General features: G+C 35.5%; 16 protein-coding genes. 11 read left to right on the top strand and 5 right to left on the bottom strand.

All coding sequences use genetic code 11. The features are described 5' to 3' along the window. Positions 1-3 precede the first annotated feature (3 nt). The 11 genes from hemE (at position 4) to BLV91_RS00875 (ending at position 10,430) form a co-directional block, all read left to right on the top strand. The gene (gene hemE, locus BLV91_RS00925; RefSeq protein WP_091428598.1) at positions 4-1,029 is read left to right on the top strand and encodes a uroporphyrinogen decarboxylase; all 1,026 of its coding nucleotides are present in this window, start codon (positions 4-6) and stop codon (positions 1,027-1,029) included. Positions 1,030-1,032: 3 nt separating this feature from the next. Next, entirely contained in the window at positions 1,033-1,422 is a 390-nt protein-coding gene (locus tag BLV91_RS00920) for a hypothetical protein (protein ID WP_091428595.1), read from the top strand. A 72-nt stretch (positions 1,423-1,494) separates the two neighbouring features. Next, positions 1,495-3,156, top strand: coding sequence for an RNA-binding domain-containing protein (locus tag BLV91_RS00915; RefSeq protein WP_091428592.1), 1,662 nt, complete (start codon positions 1,495-1,497; stop codon positions 3,154-3,156). A gap of 60 nt (positions 3,157-3,216) precedes the next feature. After that, positions 3,217-4,125 carry an oxygen-dependent coproporphyrinogen oxidase gene (gene hemF / locus BLV91_RS00910; protein ID WP_091428589.1) on the top strand — a complete coding sequence of 303 codons (909 nt, stop codon included), beginning with the start codon at positions 3,217-3,219 and terminating at the stop codon, positions 4,123-4,125. A gap of 91 nt (positions 4,126-4,216) precedes the next feature. Then, on the top strand, positions 4,217-5,212 hold the full coding sequence (gene hemB / locus BLV91_RS00905; protein WP_091428587.1) for a porphobilinogen synthase: 996 nt from the start codon (positions 4,217-4,219) through the stop codon (positions 5,210-5,212). Between the two features lie 86 nt (positions 5,213-5,298). After that, positions 5,299-5,706 carry a c-type cytochrome gene (locus tag BLV91_RS00900; RefSeq protein ID WP_091428586.1) on the top strand — a complete coding sequence of 136 codons (408 nt, stop codon included), beginning with the start codon at positions 5,299-5,301 and terminating at the stop codon, positions 5,704-5,706. Positions 5,707-5,919: 213 nt separating this feature from the next. Then, positions 5,920-6,390 carry a methylated-DNA--[protein]-cysteine S-methyltransferase gene (locus BLV91_RS00895; protein ID WP_091428584.1) on the top strand — a complete coding sequence of 157 codons (471 nt, stop codon included), beginning with the start codon at positions 5,920-5,922 and terminating at the stop codon, positions 6,388-6,390. Between the two features lie 111 nt (positions 6,391-6,501). Further along, the gene (locus tag BLV91_RS00890; protein WP_091428583.1) at positions 6,502-7,215 is read left to right on the top strand and encodes a 3'-5' exonuclease; all 714 of its coding nucleotides are present in this window, start codon (positions 6,502-6,504) and stop codon (positions 7,213-7,215) included. A 69-nt stretch (positions 7,216-7,284) separates the two neighbouring features. Beyond that, on the top strand, positions 7,285-8,970 hold the full coding sequence (locus BLV91_RS00885) for an ABC transporter ATP-binding protein (RefSeq protein ID WP_091428581.1): 1,686 nt from the start codon (positions 7,285-7,287) through the stop codon (positions 8,968-8,970). A 63-nt stretch (positions 8,971-9,033) separates the two neighbouring features. Then, the gene (locus BLV91_RS00880) at positions 9,034-10,044 is read left to right on the top strand and encodes a response regulator (RefSeq protein ID WP_091428579.1); all 1,011 of its coding nucleotides are present in this window, start codon (positions 9,034-9,036) and stop codon (positions 10,042-10,044) included. A gap of 5 nt (positions 10,045-10,049) precedes the next feature. Further along, complete coding sequence (locus tag BLV91_RS00875; protein WP_091428577.1) at positions 10,050-10,430, top strand: response regulator; 381 nt, start codon at positions 10,050-10,052, stop codon at positions 10,428-10,430. Positions 10,431-10,556: 126 nt separating this feature from the next. Here BLV91_RS00875 and BLV91_RS00870 read toward each other — a convergent pair whose 3' ends face one another. From BLV91_RS00870 to BLV91_RS00850, 5 genes are all read right to left on the bottom strand, one after another. Then, a complete protein-coding gene (locus BLV91_RS00870) occupies positions 10,557-11,213 on the bottom strand; it encodes a CoA transferase subunit B (RefSeq protein WP_091428574.1) in 657 nt (218 codons plus the stop codon). A gap of 63 nt (positions 11,214-11,276) precedes the next feature. After that, positions 11,277-11,975 carry a CoA transferase subunit A gene (locus BLV91_RS00865; protein ID WP_091428571.1) on the bottom strand — a complete coding sequence of 233 codons (699 nt, stop codon included), beginning with the start codon at positions 11,973-11,975 and terminating at the stop codon, positions 11,277-11,279. 123 nt (positions 11,976-12,098) lie between these two features. After that, on the bottom strand, positions 12,099-14,405 hold the full coding sequence (locus BLV91_RS00860; RefSeq protein ID WP_091428568.1) for a penicillin-binding protein 1A: 2,307 nt from the start codon (positions 14,403-14,405) through the stop codon (positions 12,099-12,101). A gap of 8 nt (positions 14,406-14,413) precedes the next feature. After that, positions 14,414-14,893, bottom strand: a complete 480-nt coding sequence (locus tag BLV91_RS00855; protein ID WP_091428566.1) for a gliding motility lipoprotein GldH — start codon at positions 14,891-14,893, stop codon at positions 14,414-14,416. Then, entirely contained in the window at positions 14,877-16,133 is a 1,257-nt protein-coding gene (locus tag BLV91_RS00850) for a PSP1 domain-containing protein (protein ID WP_091428564.1), read from the bottom strand. The genes BLV91_RS00855 and BLV91_RS00850 overlap by 17 nt, the downstream gene beginning before the upstream one ends. Positions 16,134-16,206: the final 73 nt, after the last annotated feature.

The raw sequence follows: 16,206 nt of genomic DNA, 5'->3' as shown, positions 1-16,206 counted from the left end.
AACATGATCAAGAACGACTTATTTTTAAGAGCATTAAAAGGAGAAACAGTACAACGTCCGCCAGTATGGATGATGCGTCAAGCTGGAAGATATTTACCAGAATTTATCGCTTTGCGTGATAAATATGATTTTTTTACTCGTTGTCAAACTCCAGAATTAGCTGCCGAAATTACCATGCAACCTATTCGTAGAATTGCTCCAGATGCAGCGATTTTGTTTTCAGATATCTTGGTTATTCCACAAGCAATGGGAATTGATGTTGAGATGAAGCCTAATTTCGGTCCATATTTACCAAATCCTATTCGTACGATTCAAGATGTAGAAAAAGTAATTGTTCCAGATGTACATGAAACTTTAGGATACGTTTTTGAGGCTATTAAATTGACTAAAGAAATGTTGAATGATGAGGTGCCGTTAATTGGTTTCGCAGGTTCACCATGGACAATTATGTGTTACGCAGTAGAAGGACAAGGATCTAAAAGCTTTGATAAAGCCAAAGGATTTTGTTTCTCACATCCAGAAGCAGCACATGTTTTATTACAAAAAATCACTGATACGACTATTTTATACCTAAAAGAAAAAGTGAAATCAGGAGTAGATGCCGTTCAAATTTTTGATTCTTGGGGCGGAATGTTATCTCCTGTTGATTATCAAGAATTCTCATGGAAATACATCAACCAGATCGTTGAAGCTTTGGCCGATGATGCTCCAGTAATTGTTTTCGGAAAAGGATGTTGGTTTGCTCTTGGTGAAATGGGAAAAAGTAGAGCTTCTGCATTAGGAGTTGACTGGACTTGTTCTCCAAGAAATGCAAGATACCTTTCAGGAGGAAATATCACACTGCAAGGGAATTTTGATCCGTCAAGATTATTATCGCCAATTCCTGTTATCAAGAAAATGGTACACGAAATGATTGACGAATTCGGGAAAGACAAATACATCGTGAATTTAGGTCACGGAATTTTACCAAATATCCCTGTTGATCACGCAAAAGCATTTATCGATGCAGTGAAAGAATACAATCAATAAAAGATGCTGAATAAAGGATTAAGAGACGAAAAGAAAGTAAGGATTGACAATATGTTGAGCACTTTGCTTTCTTTTGTTTTTGTACCCAAATTTTGGAATATTGAAGACACTAGTTTAATCGATAGTCAGTTGACTGATTTTGATTTAACAACTGTGATTATTGACCAAATTGAAGAAAAAGATTTGATTCAATTATTAGATAAGTACGAAATGGATTGGGAGCAAAAGGAACAATTTGCTGATTTTTTAGTGGGTTATTCTAAAGGAGGTCAGTTTGATTATATTCCGAAAGCCGTTGCAATTTATGAGCATATTCAATTAGAGAGCAAGACGTTTTCATTCGAAATAATTAATAAGTTAGCTGCTGTAAAAAAAAATTGTGAAGAACATTGATTGTCAAAATATTAAGTAACATTAGACACTAAAAATACTTTTCTATATTTGTAATTAACAATTATCGTAAACATGACTGAAAAAGAACTACAAGACTATTTAAAGACTAACTACCCGCTTGAAAACGAAAAGTGTGAGTGGAAGGAATTTAAGTCGTTAAAAAGTGCTGTTTCAGGAAGAGCAGGTGACGATGTTATTTCTTATGTTTCTGCAATTGCAAACATGCAAGGCGGACATTTAATTATTGGCATTCAAGATCAAACGTATGAAATTGTAGGTATTCAGGATTTTGGAGGTTATACAATTGAAGATATTAGGTTTAGAATTAATGGAAATATAACCAATCTAAATATTGAAGGATTTAGTGTTCATGAATTCACTACTTCAGACACTAAAAAGGTTGTTTGGATTTTCCATATACCAAAACATCAATTTAGATTACCTGTTTATGCACATAAAAAAACGTGGCAGCGAATAGATGATAATTTGGTTGAAATGACAAAAGCTCGTTTAGATGCTATATTGACTCAAGTTCAAGCTAATGAAGATTGGTCTAAAGTAATTATTCAAGACGCTACTATTGAAGATTTGGATCAACAGGCATTACAAAAAGCACGTATTGAATTTAAAAAAAGGAATCCTAAATACTCCAACGATCTTGATCATTGGAATGATGTTGATTTTCTAAATAAATCAAAACTTACAATTAAAGGAAAGATAACTAGGACGACTTTAATTCTTTTAGGGAAAGAGGAATCGGAACACTATTTAGACTCTTCTGTTAAGATTAGATGGAATCTAAAAACTCTGGATAATCAAGATAAAGATTTTGAGATATTTTCAATTCCATTATTGTTATCAATAGATGAAGTTTTTAAGAAAATACGAAATTTAAAATACCGTTATCTACGTGATGGTACATTATTTCCTGACGAGGTATTGCGATATGAACCATATACTATCCGAGAGTCTTTAAACAATGCTATAGCACATCAAGATTATTCTAAAGGAGCAAGAATTAACGTAGTCGAGTTTGAAGATGATCATTTGGTGTTTTCTAATTATGGATCTTTTTTGCCAAAATCTGTAGAAGATGTTGTTTTAAATGACACTCCCGAAGAAGTGTATCGCAACCCTTTTTTGGTTGAAGCAATGAAAAATTTAGATATGATTGAAACTCAAGGTGGAGGTATTCGAAAAATATTTAACTTTCAAAAACAACGATTTTTTCCACTTCCAGATTATAATTTTGATGATAATAAGGTAAAAGTGACCATCACGGGTAAAGTTTTAGATGAGAATTTTGCTAGAATTCTTATCAAAAACTCAAATTTAGGTTTAGATGAAATCATTTTGTTAGACAAAGTTCAAAAACATAAAGAAATAACAGAAACTGAATTTAAGCATCTAAAAAAAGCGAAGTATATTGAAGGAAGAAGACCCAATATTTACTTATCCTATGATATTATTGAGTCAACAAATGATGAAAATTTACAAGCCGAATATTTAGCTAACCGTAGTTTTGACGATTCTCATTTTAAAGAGATGATACTTGAATGCCTTAAAAAATGGGGGAAAACGAAACGAGATAAAATTGATAACTTAATTATTCCTAAATTATCGACTGCTCTTTCAGAAGAAAAGAAAAAAAATAAGGTTACGAATTATCTTTCTGCATTAAGGATAGAAGGTAAGATTGTTAATACACCAGGATATTTCTGGGAAATCGTTTAAACACTTTTTAAACACTTTTAAACACTTTTAAACACTTTTAAATACTTTTGCTTTAATATAATGAAAGAACAATTTTTTACCTACATACAAAACTTACAAGATACCATCGTTGCAGGACTAGAAGCTGTTGATGGTCAAGCCAAATTCAAAGAAGACCTTTGGGAACGCCCAGAAGGCGGAGGAGGAAGAACCCGAGTAATCGAAAACGGTGCCGTATTTGAAAAAGGCGGTGTCAATATCTCAGCTGTTCACGGTAAATTACCTGACAGCATGCAAAAACTATTCAACGTAGGCGAAGCTGATTTCTTTGCTTGTGGATTGAGTTTGGTTTTACATCCTAAAAGTCCAATGGTGCCTACGGTTCATGCCAATTGGCGCTATTTCGAAATGTACGATGATCAGGGAAATGTAATCCAACAATGGTTTGGCGGTGGACAAGATTTAACGCCTTATTATTTGTTTGAAGAAGATGCAGTTCACTTTCATCAAACTTGTAAAACAGCTTGCGATAAACACAACCCTAAATTTTATCCAAAATATAAAAAACAATGTGATTCGTATTTCTGGAACGCACATCGTAATGAAGCACGAGGAATAGGAGGATTGTTCTTTGATTATTGCAAAGAAACTGAGGAAATGAAAATGGAAGATTGGTTCAGTTTTGTTTCAGAAGTTGGGGATAGTTTCCTTCAAGCTTATGTTCCAATTGTTGAAAAAAGAAAAAATTTAGAATATACCCCAGAACAAAGAACATGGCAGGAAATTCGCCGTGGTCGCTATGTTGAGTTCAATTTGGTTCACGACAAAGGCACTTTATTTGGACTAAAAACCAACGGAAGAATAGAAAGCATACTGATGAGTTTGCCGCCACATGTGCAGTGGGTTTACGACCATCATGCAGAAGCAGGTAGCGAAGAAGAGAAATTAGTAAACGTATTAGAAAACCCAAAAAATTGGATTGTAGATTGAGGATTAACGATTTTTGATTTCAGATTTTCTGTTATCACCATTTGTTTTTAAATCATAAATCTGCAATCACTAATCTAAAATCATAAATCATATGTTTCCATTACAAAGAGGTAGAAGATTAAGAACAAACGAATCCATCAGAAGTTTGGTTCGTGAAACGACATTAAGTCCATCTGATTTCATGTTTCCTATGTTTATTGCTGAAGGTGAAAACGTGCAAGTTGAAATTGCATCTATGCCCGGAATATTCCGTCGTTCGATAGATTTAACGGTAAAGGAAGTACAAGAAATATATGCTTTAGGAATTCGCGCCGTAAATATTTATGTAAAAGTAAGCGAGGATTTAAAAGACAATACTGGAAAAGAAGCTTGGAACCCAAACGGATTGATGCAAGAAGCTATTCGTGCCATCAAAGCGGCTTGTCCTGAAATGATTGTGATGCCAGATGTAGCCTTAGATCCTTATTCTATTTATGGTCATGACGGAATCATTACAAACGGCGATGTAGAAAACGACTCAACAAACGAGGCTTTGGTAAAAATGGCAGTTTCACATGCTGAGGCTGGCGCCGACTTTGTTGCGCCATCTGATATGATGGACGGAAGAGTTTTACGTTTGCGTCAAGGTCTTGATGCTGCTGGTTTTCACAATGTGGGAATCATGAGTTATTCGGCTAAATACGCATCGGCATTTTACGGGCCTTTTCGTGATGCTTTAGACAGTGCACCAAGAGAATCGGATGTGGTAGTTCCAAAAGACAAAAAAACATACCAAATGGACTATGCAAATCGCATTGAGGCCATCAAAGAAGCGCTTTGGGATGTCGAAGAAGGTGCTGATATGGTAATGGTGAAACCTGGAATTGCTTATTTAGATATTGTTCGTGAAGTTAAAAATGCCGTAAATGTTCCTGTAACGGTTTTCCATGTTTCTGGCGAGTATGCGATGATTAAAGCTGCAGCCGAAAGAGGTTGGTTAGACCATGACAAAATCATGATGGAGCAATTAATGTGTATCAAGCGTGCAGGCGCAAGTTTGATTTCGACTTATTTTGCAAAGGAAGCTGCGATACTTTTAAATAAATAATAACGATTACTTTTGCATTAAGATGACAAAAGTCACTATCCAGGTGTTTTTAATAGTGTAACTTTGGTAGAACAAACACTTATATCATGAAAAAAATAATAGTATTAGGATTGGTTTTTTTAGCTTTATCTTGTAAAGGCAAAGAGGAGGAATCTTTTGGTAAAGAAGTTGAGCCTGAGGTTACCGTTTCTGAAGGTATGCCGGCACAAACACAAACACCAGAAGAACTTGGAGAAACAATCTTTAATGGCAAAGGTAATTGCATATCTTGTCATCAAGTTGATAAAAAATTAATAGGACCAAGTGTTCAGGAGATTGCGAAAATGTATAAGGACAAAAACGCAGACATAATCACCTTTTTAAAAGGGGAAGGGGAAGCAATTGTGGACCCAAGCCAATACGAAGTGATGAAAACCAATTTTGCCGTTACAAAAGCAATGTCTGACGAGGAGCTGAAAGGTTTAGAGGCATATTTTTACAGTAATTTAAAATAATTTAAGCTGGAGTTGGTATTATCTGAAGCTATTCCTGCTGTTCGTTATATCTTTCCTTGCCTAAAGAATGCAAGAAAAGGATGTCACTACCATCAGGGCTAAAAAAACAAAACCATTTGCGAAAGCGAGTGGTTTTTTGTTTTCAAAATAGCTGCTTTGGGAACTTTAAATATTCTATGTGTATTAAGCAGTTTAATTTATTATTTTTATTCAATGGAAACAGCTTACATCAAAACGCCTTTAGGGATTGCGACGCTTATAGGAGACGAAAACGGAGTTTCAGAAATTTCAGTTTCTGATGAAGGGGAGGCTTCAGCAATAATTCCAGCGGTTTTGGGCGAGGCTGTTAGTCAACTTAATGATTATTTCGAGGGGAATAGAAACGATTTTACATTCAAATTAAACCCAAAGGGAACTGATTTTCAACAAAAAGTGTGGCAATCATTATTAGAAATTCCCTATGGGAAAACCAGAACTTATCTAGAACAGTCCAAGATTTTAGGAGATGTAAAAGCCATTCGCGCAGTTGCTTCTGCCAATGGGAAAAATCCGCTTTGGATCGTCATTCCATGCCATAGAGTCATAGGCAGTGATGGTTCACTGACTGGATATGCCGGAGGTTTGTGGCGTAAAAAATGGCTATTGGAACATGAAAACCCTAGTCCGCAACAAAGTTTGTTTTAAAGTCCAGTCAATTGCAGATATACTGCAACAAATTATTATTTATATTTGAAGGAATGAATTTATAAAATCCGTCTAATCCATTTGAATCCGCGTCATCCGCGTTCCATTATTATGATAGAAAAAATCAACCTCAATAACATTCTCTTTCTTGATATAGAAACAGTTCCAGAAGCCGAGGATTATAATTCTCTTGATGAGGAATTAAAAAGCCTTTGGGAACACAAAACCCAATACCAACGCAAAGACGAATATACTGCTGAGGATTTTTACGATCGCGCAGGAATTTGGGCCGAGTTTGGGAAGATTGTCTGCATTTCGGTAGGTTTCTTTGCTAACAAAGCTGACATTAGGAATTTTAGAGTAACCTCTTTTTTTGGAGAGGAAAAGAAAATACTTCACGATTTCAATAATTTATTAAACAATCATTTCAACCAACCGCAGCATGTTTTATGCGGTCATAATGCTAAGGAATTTGACATTCCGTTTCTAGCCCGCCGCATGATAATTAATCAAATCGCGATTCCCGATAAACTGAATTTATTTGGAAAAAAACCATGGGAAATTCCGCATTTGGATACATTGGAGTTATGGAAATTCGGGGATTACAAACATTTTACCTCTTTAAAATTACTATGCAAGGTGCTCGGGATTCCGTCGCCAAAAGGGGATATTGACGGCAGTCAAGTAGGGCATGTTTTTTATGTGGATAAAGACATTGACCGGATTGTAACCTACTGTGAAAAGGATACTATTGCCGTTGCCCAGATTTTTCTTCGACTCCGAAGAGAAGATTTATTAATAGATGACGAGATTATTCATGTTTAAACATAATTTTCGCCTTCAGTTTTTCAACATTTAGACCAACTTTAAGCTTAATTAGTTACTTTTGCCAACATGAACAAACCCTTGCTTTCGATACAAAATCTAGAGATTTCTTTCAAAAGAGAAGGAGGTTATAACGCTGTTATAAAAAACATCAGTTATGATTTGCATGAAAATGAAATTCTAGGAATCGTAGGTGAATCAGGTTCAGGGAAGTCGGTTTCTTCTTTGGCCATTATGGGTTTGTTACCCGCGCATATTTCTAAGATTTCTGAAGGCACAATCATTTTTGATGGAAAAAATGTAGCGAATTTGAACGAAAGGGAATTACAAAACCTTCGTGGAAATGAAATCGCCATGATTTTTCAAGAACCAATGAGTTCATTAAACCCATCACTAAAATGTGGTTTTCAGGTTCAGGAAATTCTACAGCAACACACAAAATTATCTAATTCAGAATCAAAGGCAGAAACTCTTTTATTGTTTGATAAAGTAAAACTGCCAAATCCTGAGATATTATTCGAAAAATATCCGCATGAAATTTCTGGCGGACAAAAACAACGTGTCATGATTGCCATGGCAATTGCTTGCAAACCGCAGTTGTTAATTGCTGATGAACCTACAACGGCACTTGATGTAACAGTTCAAAAAGAAATTATTCAATTGTTGAAAGACATTCAGCAGGAAACGGGAATGAGTATCATTTTTATATCTCATGATTTGTCTTTGGTTTCTGAGATTGCGCATCGAGTTTTAGTGATGTACAAAGGTGAAATTGTAGAGCAGGGAGAAGTAAAACAAATTTTTAAAAATCCGGAGCACAATTATACTAAAGCTTTAATTGCTTCAAGACCATCTTTAGACGTGCGCTTGAAACGCTTACCCACAATTCAAGATTTTTTAAGTAATGAAATAAATTCGGAAATTGTAACGTTAGAAGATAGAGTTCAATTTCATGATAAATTATACAATCAGGAACCCATTTTAGAAGTTATCAACGTCGAGAAAGAGTATTTTTCTACAGCTGGTTTCTTTGGGAAAAAGTCTGGTTTTAAAGCAGTAAATAATGTCAGTTTTAAATTATATGAAGGCGAAACCCTTGGATTGGTAGGGGAGAGCGGTTGTGGAAAATCGACTTTGGGAAATGCCATCCTACAACTGGACAAAGCCACGGCTGGTCAAATTTTATATCGCGGACAAGATATTACAAAGTTAGGGAGCACCGAAATTAAAAAACTCAGAAAAGAAATACAGATTATTTTTCAGGATCCGTATTCATCCTTGAATCCTAGAATACCAGTTGGAAAAGCCATTATGGAGCCAATGCAAGTACATGGTTTGTATAAAAATGACAAAGAACGGAAAGAAAAAACAATTGAAATTCTGGAAAGAGTAGGACTGGGAGGCGAATTTTTTAACCGTTATCCGCATGAATTTTCAGGAGGACAAAGACAAAGAATAGGAATAGCTCGAACTATTGCGCTACAGCCTAAATTGATCGTTTGTGACGAATCAGTTTCGGCTTTGGATATATCAGTTCAAGCGCAGGTTTTAAACTTGTTAAATGAGCTAAAAGAGAATTTTGGTTTTACTTATATTTTTATATCGCATGATTTGGCGGTAGTAAAATATATGAGTGATCAGGTTTTGGTGATGAACAAAGGAAAAATAGAGGAAATTGCTGATGCGGATGAGTTGTATGCTAACCCTCAAAGGGAATATACAAAAAAACTGATAGAAGCCATTCCGAAGGGCTAAAATTATTAGGTGCGTTTACAGGGGAGTTAAAAGAATGGATAATGAAAGTGAATATCGCAGAAAATGAATGAAACGCCAAAAATATATTCTATTCTAGTTGTTGAAGATGATTTCAATGATTTTGAGAAGATTGAACGATTTATATCAGTACTTGAGTGTAAAACGGAAATTAAGCATGCAAAAAACTTTAAGGAAGCTTCTTTGATTTTGTCAATGGAAGATAAGTTTTTTGATGTCGTATTGTTAGACCTTACCCTACCCGATATTGCAAAGGATGAGATAGTAGGTAAAATGTTAGATTTGGTGTTTTTTTGCCCAATTATAGTTTTGACCACAAATGATGATGTGGGTATGTCTATTAAATCAATTTCTAAAGGAATTGCAGATTACTTGATAAAAGAAGAATTAACCCCAGCTATGCTTTTTAAGAGCATGGTGTGCTCCATAGAGCGTAAAAAGATTTTCTTCTCATATGAGATGGCAAAAACACGTTATAGTGATCTTTTTCATTTAAGTCCGTTACCTATGTGGGTTTACGATTTAGGTACCTTTCAGTTTCTGGACGTCAACGATGCTGCAATAAAAAACTACGGTTTTAAGAAAGAGGAATTTCTTAATATGACTATTAAGGAAATTTGGCCAGTTGAGGACTATCCTATATTTGATCAAGGTGTTTATTCCTTTGACCAATATAAGGAGAACTTCAAGAAGAGGTACTTAAGACATCAGAAGAAAAATGGTGATATTATCAATGTGGAAATCCAAAGCAACATCATTTTTTTTAATGACTCTAAGGCTAAGTTGGTTATGGCTAATGATATAACTAAACAGATGCAGCACATCAAGACTATTGAAGACCAGAACAAAAGCTTGAAAGAAATTGCGTGGACACATTCGCATGTCGTTAGAGCTCCATTAGCTAAAATGATGTCAATTATTGACTATATGAAAGAGTCAGACGGGATTCCATCTGAGTATGAAAATTTATTGGGTCACTTTTTTGACTCTGGGACCGAACTTGATGGTATTATAAGAGATATCGTTAAGAAAACGGAAACTATTAATAAAAAATAAGTCAAATGAATTATAATGTAGTAGTTGTAGATGATGACGAAATAGTGCTGTTTTTACATAGTAAAATAATTCAGGCTGTTGGTCTTCACGAATCACCAAAAACGTTCAATTCGGCACTGAAGGCTTTAGAATTCTTTAAAAGTGTTCCTGATGATACTCCTATTTTGTTGTTTTTAGACATTAATATGCCCGTTATGGATGGATGGGGACTGTTAGATATTATCCATCAAGAGGATTTTGATAAAAAGATCGAGGTAGTCATGGTCACTTCTTCAGTAGATCAGGGAGACAAAGACAAGGCTGAATCATATTCTAAAATAATTGAGTTTGTTGAGAAACCATTTAGTAGAACGAACATGGAGACGCTAAAACTACGTTTATTGTAAACTATTGAAAGGGTGTAAATACCAAATTACTCAATAAGACGATTCTTTTTTGTCGGAATAATGTATATAAACATAAATGCATCCTAACTAAGGATGCATTTATGTTTAAAATTACTTATGATATTATTAATCAATTACCATTTCAGGAATATCACCTTCAATAATCAATTCCGCTTCAGTCGAAGCGATTATGTGTTCTACAGTTACACCTGGAGCACGTTCTAGTAGTTTGAATCCTTTTGGAGTTACTTCCAATACAGCCAATTCAGTAACTATTTTTTTTACGCAACCAACTCCAGTTAATGGAAGGCTGCATTTTTTAAGGATTTTTGACTCTCCTTTTTTGTTGACGTGCATCATGGCAACAATAATATTTTCGGCAGAAGCAACTAAATCCATTGCGCCACCCATTCCTTTTACCATTTTACCTGGGATCTTCCAGTTGGCAATATCTCCGTTTTCGGCCACTTCCATCGCACCAAGAATGGTTAAATCAACATGTTGTCCGCGGATCATTCCAAAACTCAAAGCCGAATCAAAAAAACTCGCACCTGGTAAAGTTGTTATGGTTTGTTTTCCAGCATTTATAATATCGGCATCTTCCTCTCCTTCAAAAGGGAATGGACCCATACCTAGAACGCCATTTTCGCTTTGAAATTCGACATCAATTCCCTGAGGGATATAGTTTGCTACCAAAGTGGGTATTCCTATCCCTAAGTTAACAAAATAACGGTCTTTTAATTCTTGAGCGATGCGTTTTGCTATTCCAATTTTGTCTAACATAATTTTTATTTTTTTAAAACATATAAGTCATATAAGTTTTGTTTTCGAAAGGAATACTAAATACTATTTTTGCCTTACAGTACGTTGTTCTATTCTTTTCTCATATAGCTCTCCTTGAAAGATTCGTTGAACGAATATTCCAGGAATATGAATTTGGTTAGGATCTAATGTTCCGGCTTCGACTAATTCCTCTACTTCAGCAACAGTGATTTTCGCAGCACCTGCCATACAAGGGTTGAAGTTTCGAGCAGTTCCTTTAAAGATTAAATTTCCAGCTGTATCTCCTTTCCAGGCTTTTACAATGGCAAAATCAGCATTGAAAGCATGCTCCATAATGTGCATTTTTCCGTTGAATTCGCGAACTTCTTTGCCTTCGGCTACTTCAGTTCCGTAACCTGCAGGAGTATAGAAAGCTGGAATTCCGGCTTGTGCAGATCTGCAGCGCTCCGCTAAAGTCCCTTGTGGAATTAACTCAACATCTAATTCACCAGAAAGCATTTGGCGTTCAAATTCGGCATTTTCTCCCACATAAGAAGAAACCATTTTTTTAATTTGTTTTTTTTGCAATAACAAGCCAAGTCCAAAATCATCGACACCGGCATTGTTTGAAATACAAGTCAAATTATTAGTTTCTTTTTTTACCAGTTCTGCAATTGAATTTTCGGGAATACCGCATAATCCAAAACCACCCAGCATAATGGTCATGCCATTTTCGACACCCTGAAGTGCTTCTTGAACAGAATTTACTTTTTTATTAATCATATGATTTGGTTCTAATAATGTAATTAATAGTATATATATAATCCAGATAGTAGCGTCATCCTTTGTGGTTGTAGTTCAACCAAGGCAGCTATAGCGAATAGCTGGAAATAGCTTCTAAGACTTTTAAAACTCGAACTCATCTGTGTTTTGAACGGCAGTAGTATCTTTTACTTTTGGAGCAGAATAGCAATCTACTTTAATAGAAAGATTTGCTGGTCGTTCAAATTCTTCTTTAGATACTTTAAGTTCAGGGTCAGCATAGCAAAGCTTCATGAAGTATGCCCAAACTGGCAATGCAGCAGTTGCCCCTTGCCCGTAAGTTATACTCTTGAACCTCGCTGAACGATCTTCGCAACCTACCCAAACACCTGTAACAAGGTTTGGAACCATTCCCATGAACCAACCATCAGATTGGTTTTGAGTTGTACCTGTTTTACCCGCAATAGGGTTTGTGAATTTATAAGGATATCCCGTAATTCTATTGTATCCATAACCTCCACCTTCAGTTCTTAATCTGTTTCCAGAACCACCTTCAGTTACTCCTTCCAATAATTTAATAATTGCAAATGCGATGTCTTTGTTTAAAACATCATGTGATTCAGGAATAGGTTCGTAGATTATAACACCGCTTTTATCCTCAATTCTAGTCAAGAACTGGGGTTTGATATAAACACCTTGATTAGCAAACGTTCCGTATGCTGCAACCATATCCTCAACGGTAATGTCTACTGCTCCTAATGCTATGGATGCTTGTAGCGGAATTTCAGATTTCACCCCTAATTTATGCGTTAATTTGACTACCGCTTCAGGCCCAACTTTATCCATCAATTTGGCAGATATGGTATTGATCGAATTGGCCAATGCTTTTTTCAAAGTCACCATTCCTCTGTATTTGTTGTCAGAGTTTTTAGGTGACCAAGCTTCTGTTGCATGGTGGCGTCCTGCTGGCATAGTAAAGGGAGCATCGATAATCGAATCACATGGAGACATGTTTAATTGTTCGATCGCTGTGGCGTAAACAAAAGGTTTAAATGTAGATCCAACTTGTCTAGCACCTTGACCAACGTGATCGTACTGGAAATATTTGTAATTGATTCCACCTACCCAGGCTTTTATGCTTCCTGTTTGTGGTTCCATGGCCATTAATCCTGATTGCAGGAAATGCTTGTAATAACGAATAGAGTCAATAGGAGTCATAATGGTATCTTTTTCACCTTTCCAGGTAAAGACCGTCATTTTCACTTTTTCGCTAAATGATTTTATGATTTCTTCGTCAGTTTTGTCAAGAGATTTTAAAACACTCCACCTATTTGACTGTTTCATAGCTTGGGTTAGAATACGCTGGGTTTCGGCACTAGAAATATTTACGAAAGGTGCGTTTTTATTGTTTTTTGCCTGTATGAAAAACTCTTCTTGAAGGTTTGCCATATGCGCAGAAACGGCTTCTTCAGCATGCAATTGCATTCTAGAGTCAATGGTAGTATAGATTTTTAATCCATCTTTGTAGATGTCGTAATCTGAGCCATCTGGCTTTTTATTTTCATCAGCCCATTTTTTTAAGTAATCCCTAAGGTACTCTCTAAAATAAGTAGCTGTTCCTTCACGGTGACTTTCTAATTTGAAATGCAACGTGATAGGTAAGCTTTGTAGCTTTAATTTTTGTGCTTCAGTAATCATTTTGCTTTTCTCCATTTGAGCAAGCACAACGTTTCTACGATTTTTTACTCCTTGTGGATTTCTTACCGGGTTGTATAAGGTCGAGTTTTTGAACATTCCAACTAATATAGCTGACTCATCTATAGTAAGATTTTTTGGTTCTTTCGAAAAATAAGTTTGTGCTGCTGAGCTTACACCTACAGAAAAATTCCCAAAATCGTAAATATTGCAATACATGGCCAATATTTCATTTTTAGTGTATTGTCTTTCTAATCGAATGGCAATAATCCATTCTTTTGCTTTTTGTATAATTCTGAAAGGCAGAAATTTTGATCCTTCACCGTGAAATAATTGTTTGGCTAATTGTTGTGTCAAAGTACTTGCTCCTCCACTGCTTCCTAAGCTAGCGATGGCTCTTAAGGTACCTCTTCCGTCAATACCTGAATGCTCATAAAACCTTTCGTCTTCAGTTGCAACCAAGGCATCTACTAGGTTTTTAGGTAAATCGGAATACTTTAATTGAGATCTGTTTTTTTGAAAATATTTACCAATAACAACTCCGTCAGAAGAGATTACTTCAGTGGCTAAATTTGAATCTGGGTTTTCCAAGTCCTCAAATGAAGGCATGGAACCCAACAGTCCCCATGAGGCAAACAAGAAAAATAGCACGAGTGCGCCCATTCCATAAAAGAAAATTTTCCAAAATGTTTTAGTATAATACTTAAAGTCTTTATTGACCGTATTAACCTTATTGTTGTTTTGTTTCGTAGCCATAAATTATCCTATTCTATTTTTTCTATTCTTAAACCTACATCAGTGATACCCTCTAAGTGTGTTACCCCTGGGACTTTACCTGTTTCCCTGACAGCTTGTTTGATCTGTACTTTGTACTTTCCTTTGAACTTCACATTTTCTTTGTAAAACAATTTACTTTCCTTAATATCAGTAAATCCATCTCCAAGTAATGTACCGTCTGGATTGGCCATTTGGTATTCCAAGGTATCCACTTTTGTGTATCCATTTGGTTTTTCCATGGAAACAATCAAAAAGAGGTTGTTGTATTGATAATTGTTATTGTCTCTTAAATTTATGAATACATTATAGCGTTTTGTGGAATCCAGAACTGGCAAATCGAAAGTGATAATGCTGTCTTTATGCCAGGCGCTTCCTACCGTTTTATATTCATCAAATACTCTTTTTTTATCACATGAATAAATAAGAAACACCGTCAGAAGAATAAAAAAGCTATTTTTTAGTCTCATTTTTTTTAATAATTATAGGTTTTCTTGGTGCTGCTGGTTTCTTTTCGTTAGCTGGAGAATTGTTGTTGTTTGCTGGTTTCTTGTTATTTGCAACAATTACATTTTCTCCTGCTGGTCTTGGTTTTTTGTTTGGTTTTTTCCTTTTTTTAGGTTGGTCAAAACGAGTTAAACTTTCCTGCCCCATAGCATTATTAAAATCTTTTTCCGTTTCTTGAATGATTTCAATTGCAAAATCTTCTAATGATGAAACTTTGTTTTTCAACTTGTTTTCAGTAATGATTTCTTTTACTTTTTCGATTTTTAATACATGCCAGTTGGCAAAATTATTCGTGTAAGCAAACCACATTAGACCTTTGAAAATATCTTGTTTTTGGCAAATTGCGTCCCCTTTTTCTGTAACTAATTTAGTTTCGAAATCAGGAAAACCTTTCAACGCATCCATATAAGTGTCTAACTCATAGTTCAAACAGCATTTTAATTTTCCGCATTGTCCTGCCAGCTTTTGTGGATTCAAAGACAATTGTTGGTAACGTGCTGCAGAAGTATTTACACTTCTAAAGTCGGTTAACCAAGTAGAACAACATAATTCTCTTCCACAAGATCCAATTCCTCCTAAACGAGCTGCTTCCTGACGGAAACCTACTTGTTTCATCTCAACTCTAGTGCTGAATTCTTTTGCGAAGTCCTTAATCAAAAGTCTAAAATCGACTCTGTCATTTGCAGTATAGTAAAAAGTCGCTTTTGATCCATCACCTTGAAATTCGATATCAGAAATTTTCATTTCTAGTTTTTGGGCAATCGCTAATTCACGAGCGCGAACCTTCATTGGTTCTTCTTTCTCACGTGCAGCTGACCAAATATCAATATCTTTTTGAGATGCTTTTCTATAGATTTTTGGAACTTCATTACTATCAGGACTAACTCCTTTTTTCTTCATTTGGATTTTAACCAGCTCCCCAGTTAAAGTAACAATTCCAATATCATGACCTGGAGATGCAACCGTAGCTACAATGTCTCCCATGCTTAACGTCAATTTTTCAGTATTGCGGTAAAATTCTTTTCTACCGTTCTTGAAACGAACCTCGACACAGTCAAAAGGTGCCTGGCCGGTAGGTAAACTCATGTTAGAAAGCCAATCGAAAACAGTTAATTTATTGCAGCTATCGGTGCCGCAAGTCCCATTATTTTTACAACCCTTTGGTGATCCACCATCAGAAGTTGAACAACTTGTACATGCCATAATTTTATATATAGTGTTGTGATAAACACAACTTATGTTCTTAAAACGATTAATTGGTAAAGATAGCATTTTT

The organism is Flavobacterium degerlachei, from assembly GCF_900106645.1.
GTDB classification, from domain to species: domain Bacteria; phylum Bacteroidota; class Bacteroidia; order Flavobacteriales; family Flavobacteriaceae; genus Flavobacterium; species Flavobacterium degerlachei.
Note: the sequence above shows the minus strand (reverse complement) of the source record. Positions and strands in the feature narration are given on the sequence as shown.

Excerpts from the sequence above, each read along its gene's own strand:
- hemE (WP_091428598.1), top strand. The coding sequence starts at position 4 with ATGATCAAGAACGACTTATTTTTAAGAGCATTAAAAGGAGAAACAGTA.
- BLV91_RS00920 (WP_091428595.1), top strand. The coding sequence starts at position 1,033 with ATGCTGAATAAAGGATTAAGAGACGAAAAGAAAGTAAGGATTGACAAT.
- BLV91_RS00915 (WP_091428592.1), top strand. The coding sequence starts at position 1,495 with ATGACTGAAAAAGAACTACAAGACTATTTAAAGACTAACTACCCGCTT.
- hemF (WP_091428589.1), top strand. The coding sequence starts at position 3,217 with ATGAAAGAACAATTTTTTACCTACATACAAAACTTACAAGATACCATC.
- hemB (WP_091428587.1), top strand. The coding sequence starts at position 4,217 with ATGTTTCCATTACAAAGAGGTAGAAGATTAAGAACAAACGAATCCATC.
- BLV91_RS00900 (WP_091428586.1), top strand. The coding sequence starts at position 5,299 with ATGAAAAAAATAATAGTATTAGGATTGGTTTTTTTAGCTTTATCTTGT.
- BLV91_RS00895 (WP_091428584.1), top strand. The coding sequence starts at position 5,920 with ATGGAAACAGCTTACATCAAAACGCCTTTAGGGATTGCGACGCTTATA.
- BLV91_RS00890 (WP_091428583.1), top strand. The coding sequence starts at position 6,502 with ATGATAGAAAAAATCAACCTCAATAACATTCTCTTTCTTGATATAGAA.
- BLV91_RS00885 (WP_091428581.1), top strand. The coding sequence starts at position 7,285 with ATGAACAAACCCTTGCTTTCGATACAAAATCTAGAGATTTCTTTCAAA.
- BLV91_RS00880 (WP_091428579.1), top strand. The coding sequence starts at position 9,034 with ATGAATGAAACGCCAAAAATATATTCTATTCTAGTTGTTGAAGATGAT.
- BLV91_RS00875 (WP_091428577.1), top strand. The coding sequence starts at position 10,050 with ATGAATTATAATGTAGTAGTTGTAGATGATGACGAAATAGTGCTGTTT.
- BLV91_RS00870 (WP_091428574.1), bottom strand. The coding sequence starts at position 11,213 with ATGTTAGACAAAATTGGAATAGCAAAACGCATCGCTCAAGAATTAAAA.
- BLV91_RS00865 (WP_091428571.1), bottom strand. The coding sequence starts at position 11,975 with ATGATTAATAAAAAAGTAAATTCTGTTCAAGAAGCACTTCAGGGTGTC.
- BLV91_RS00860 (WP_091428568.1), bottom strand. The coding sequence starts at position 14,405 with ATGGCTACGAAACAAAACAACAATAAGGTTAATACGGTCAATAAAGAC.
- BLV91_RS00855 (WP_091428566.1), bottom strand. The coding sequence starts at position 14,893 with ATGAGACTAAAAAATAGCTTTTTTATTCTTCTGACGGTGTTTCTTATT.
- BLV91_RS00850 (WP_091428564.1), bottom strand. The coding sequence starts at position 16,133 with ATGGCATGTACAAGTTGTTCAACTTCTGATGGTGGATCACCAAAGGGT.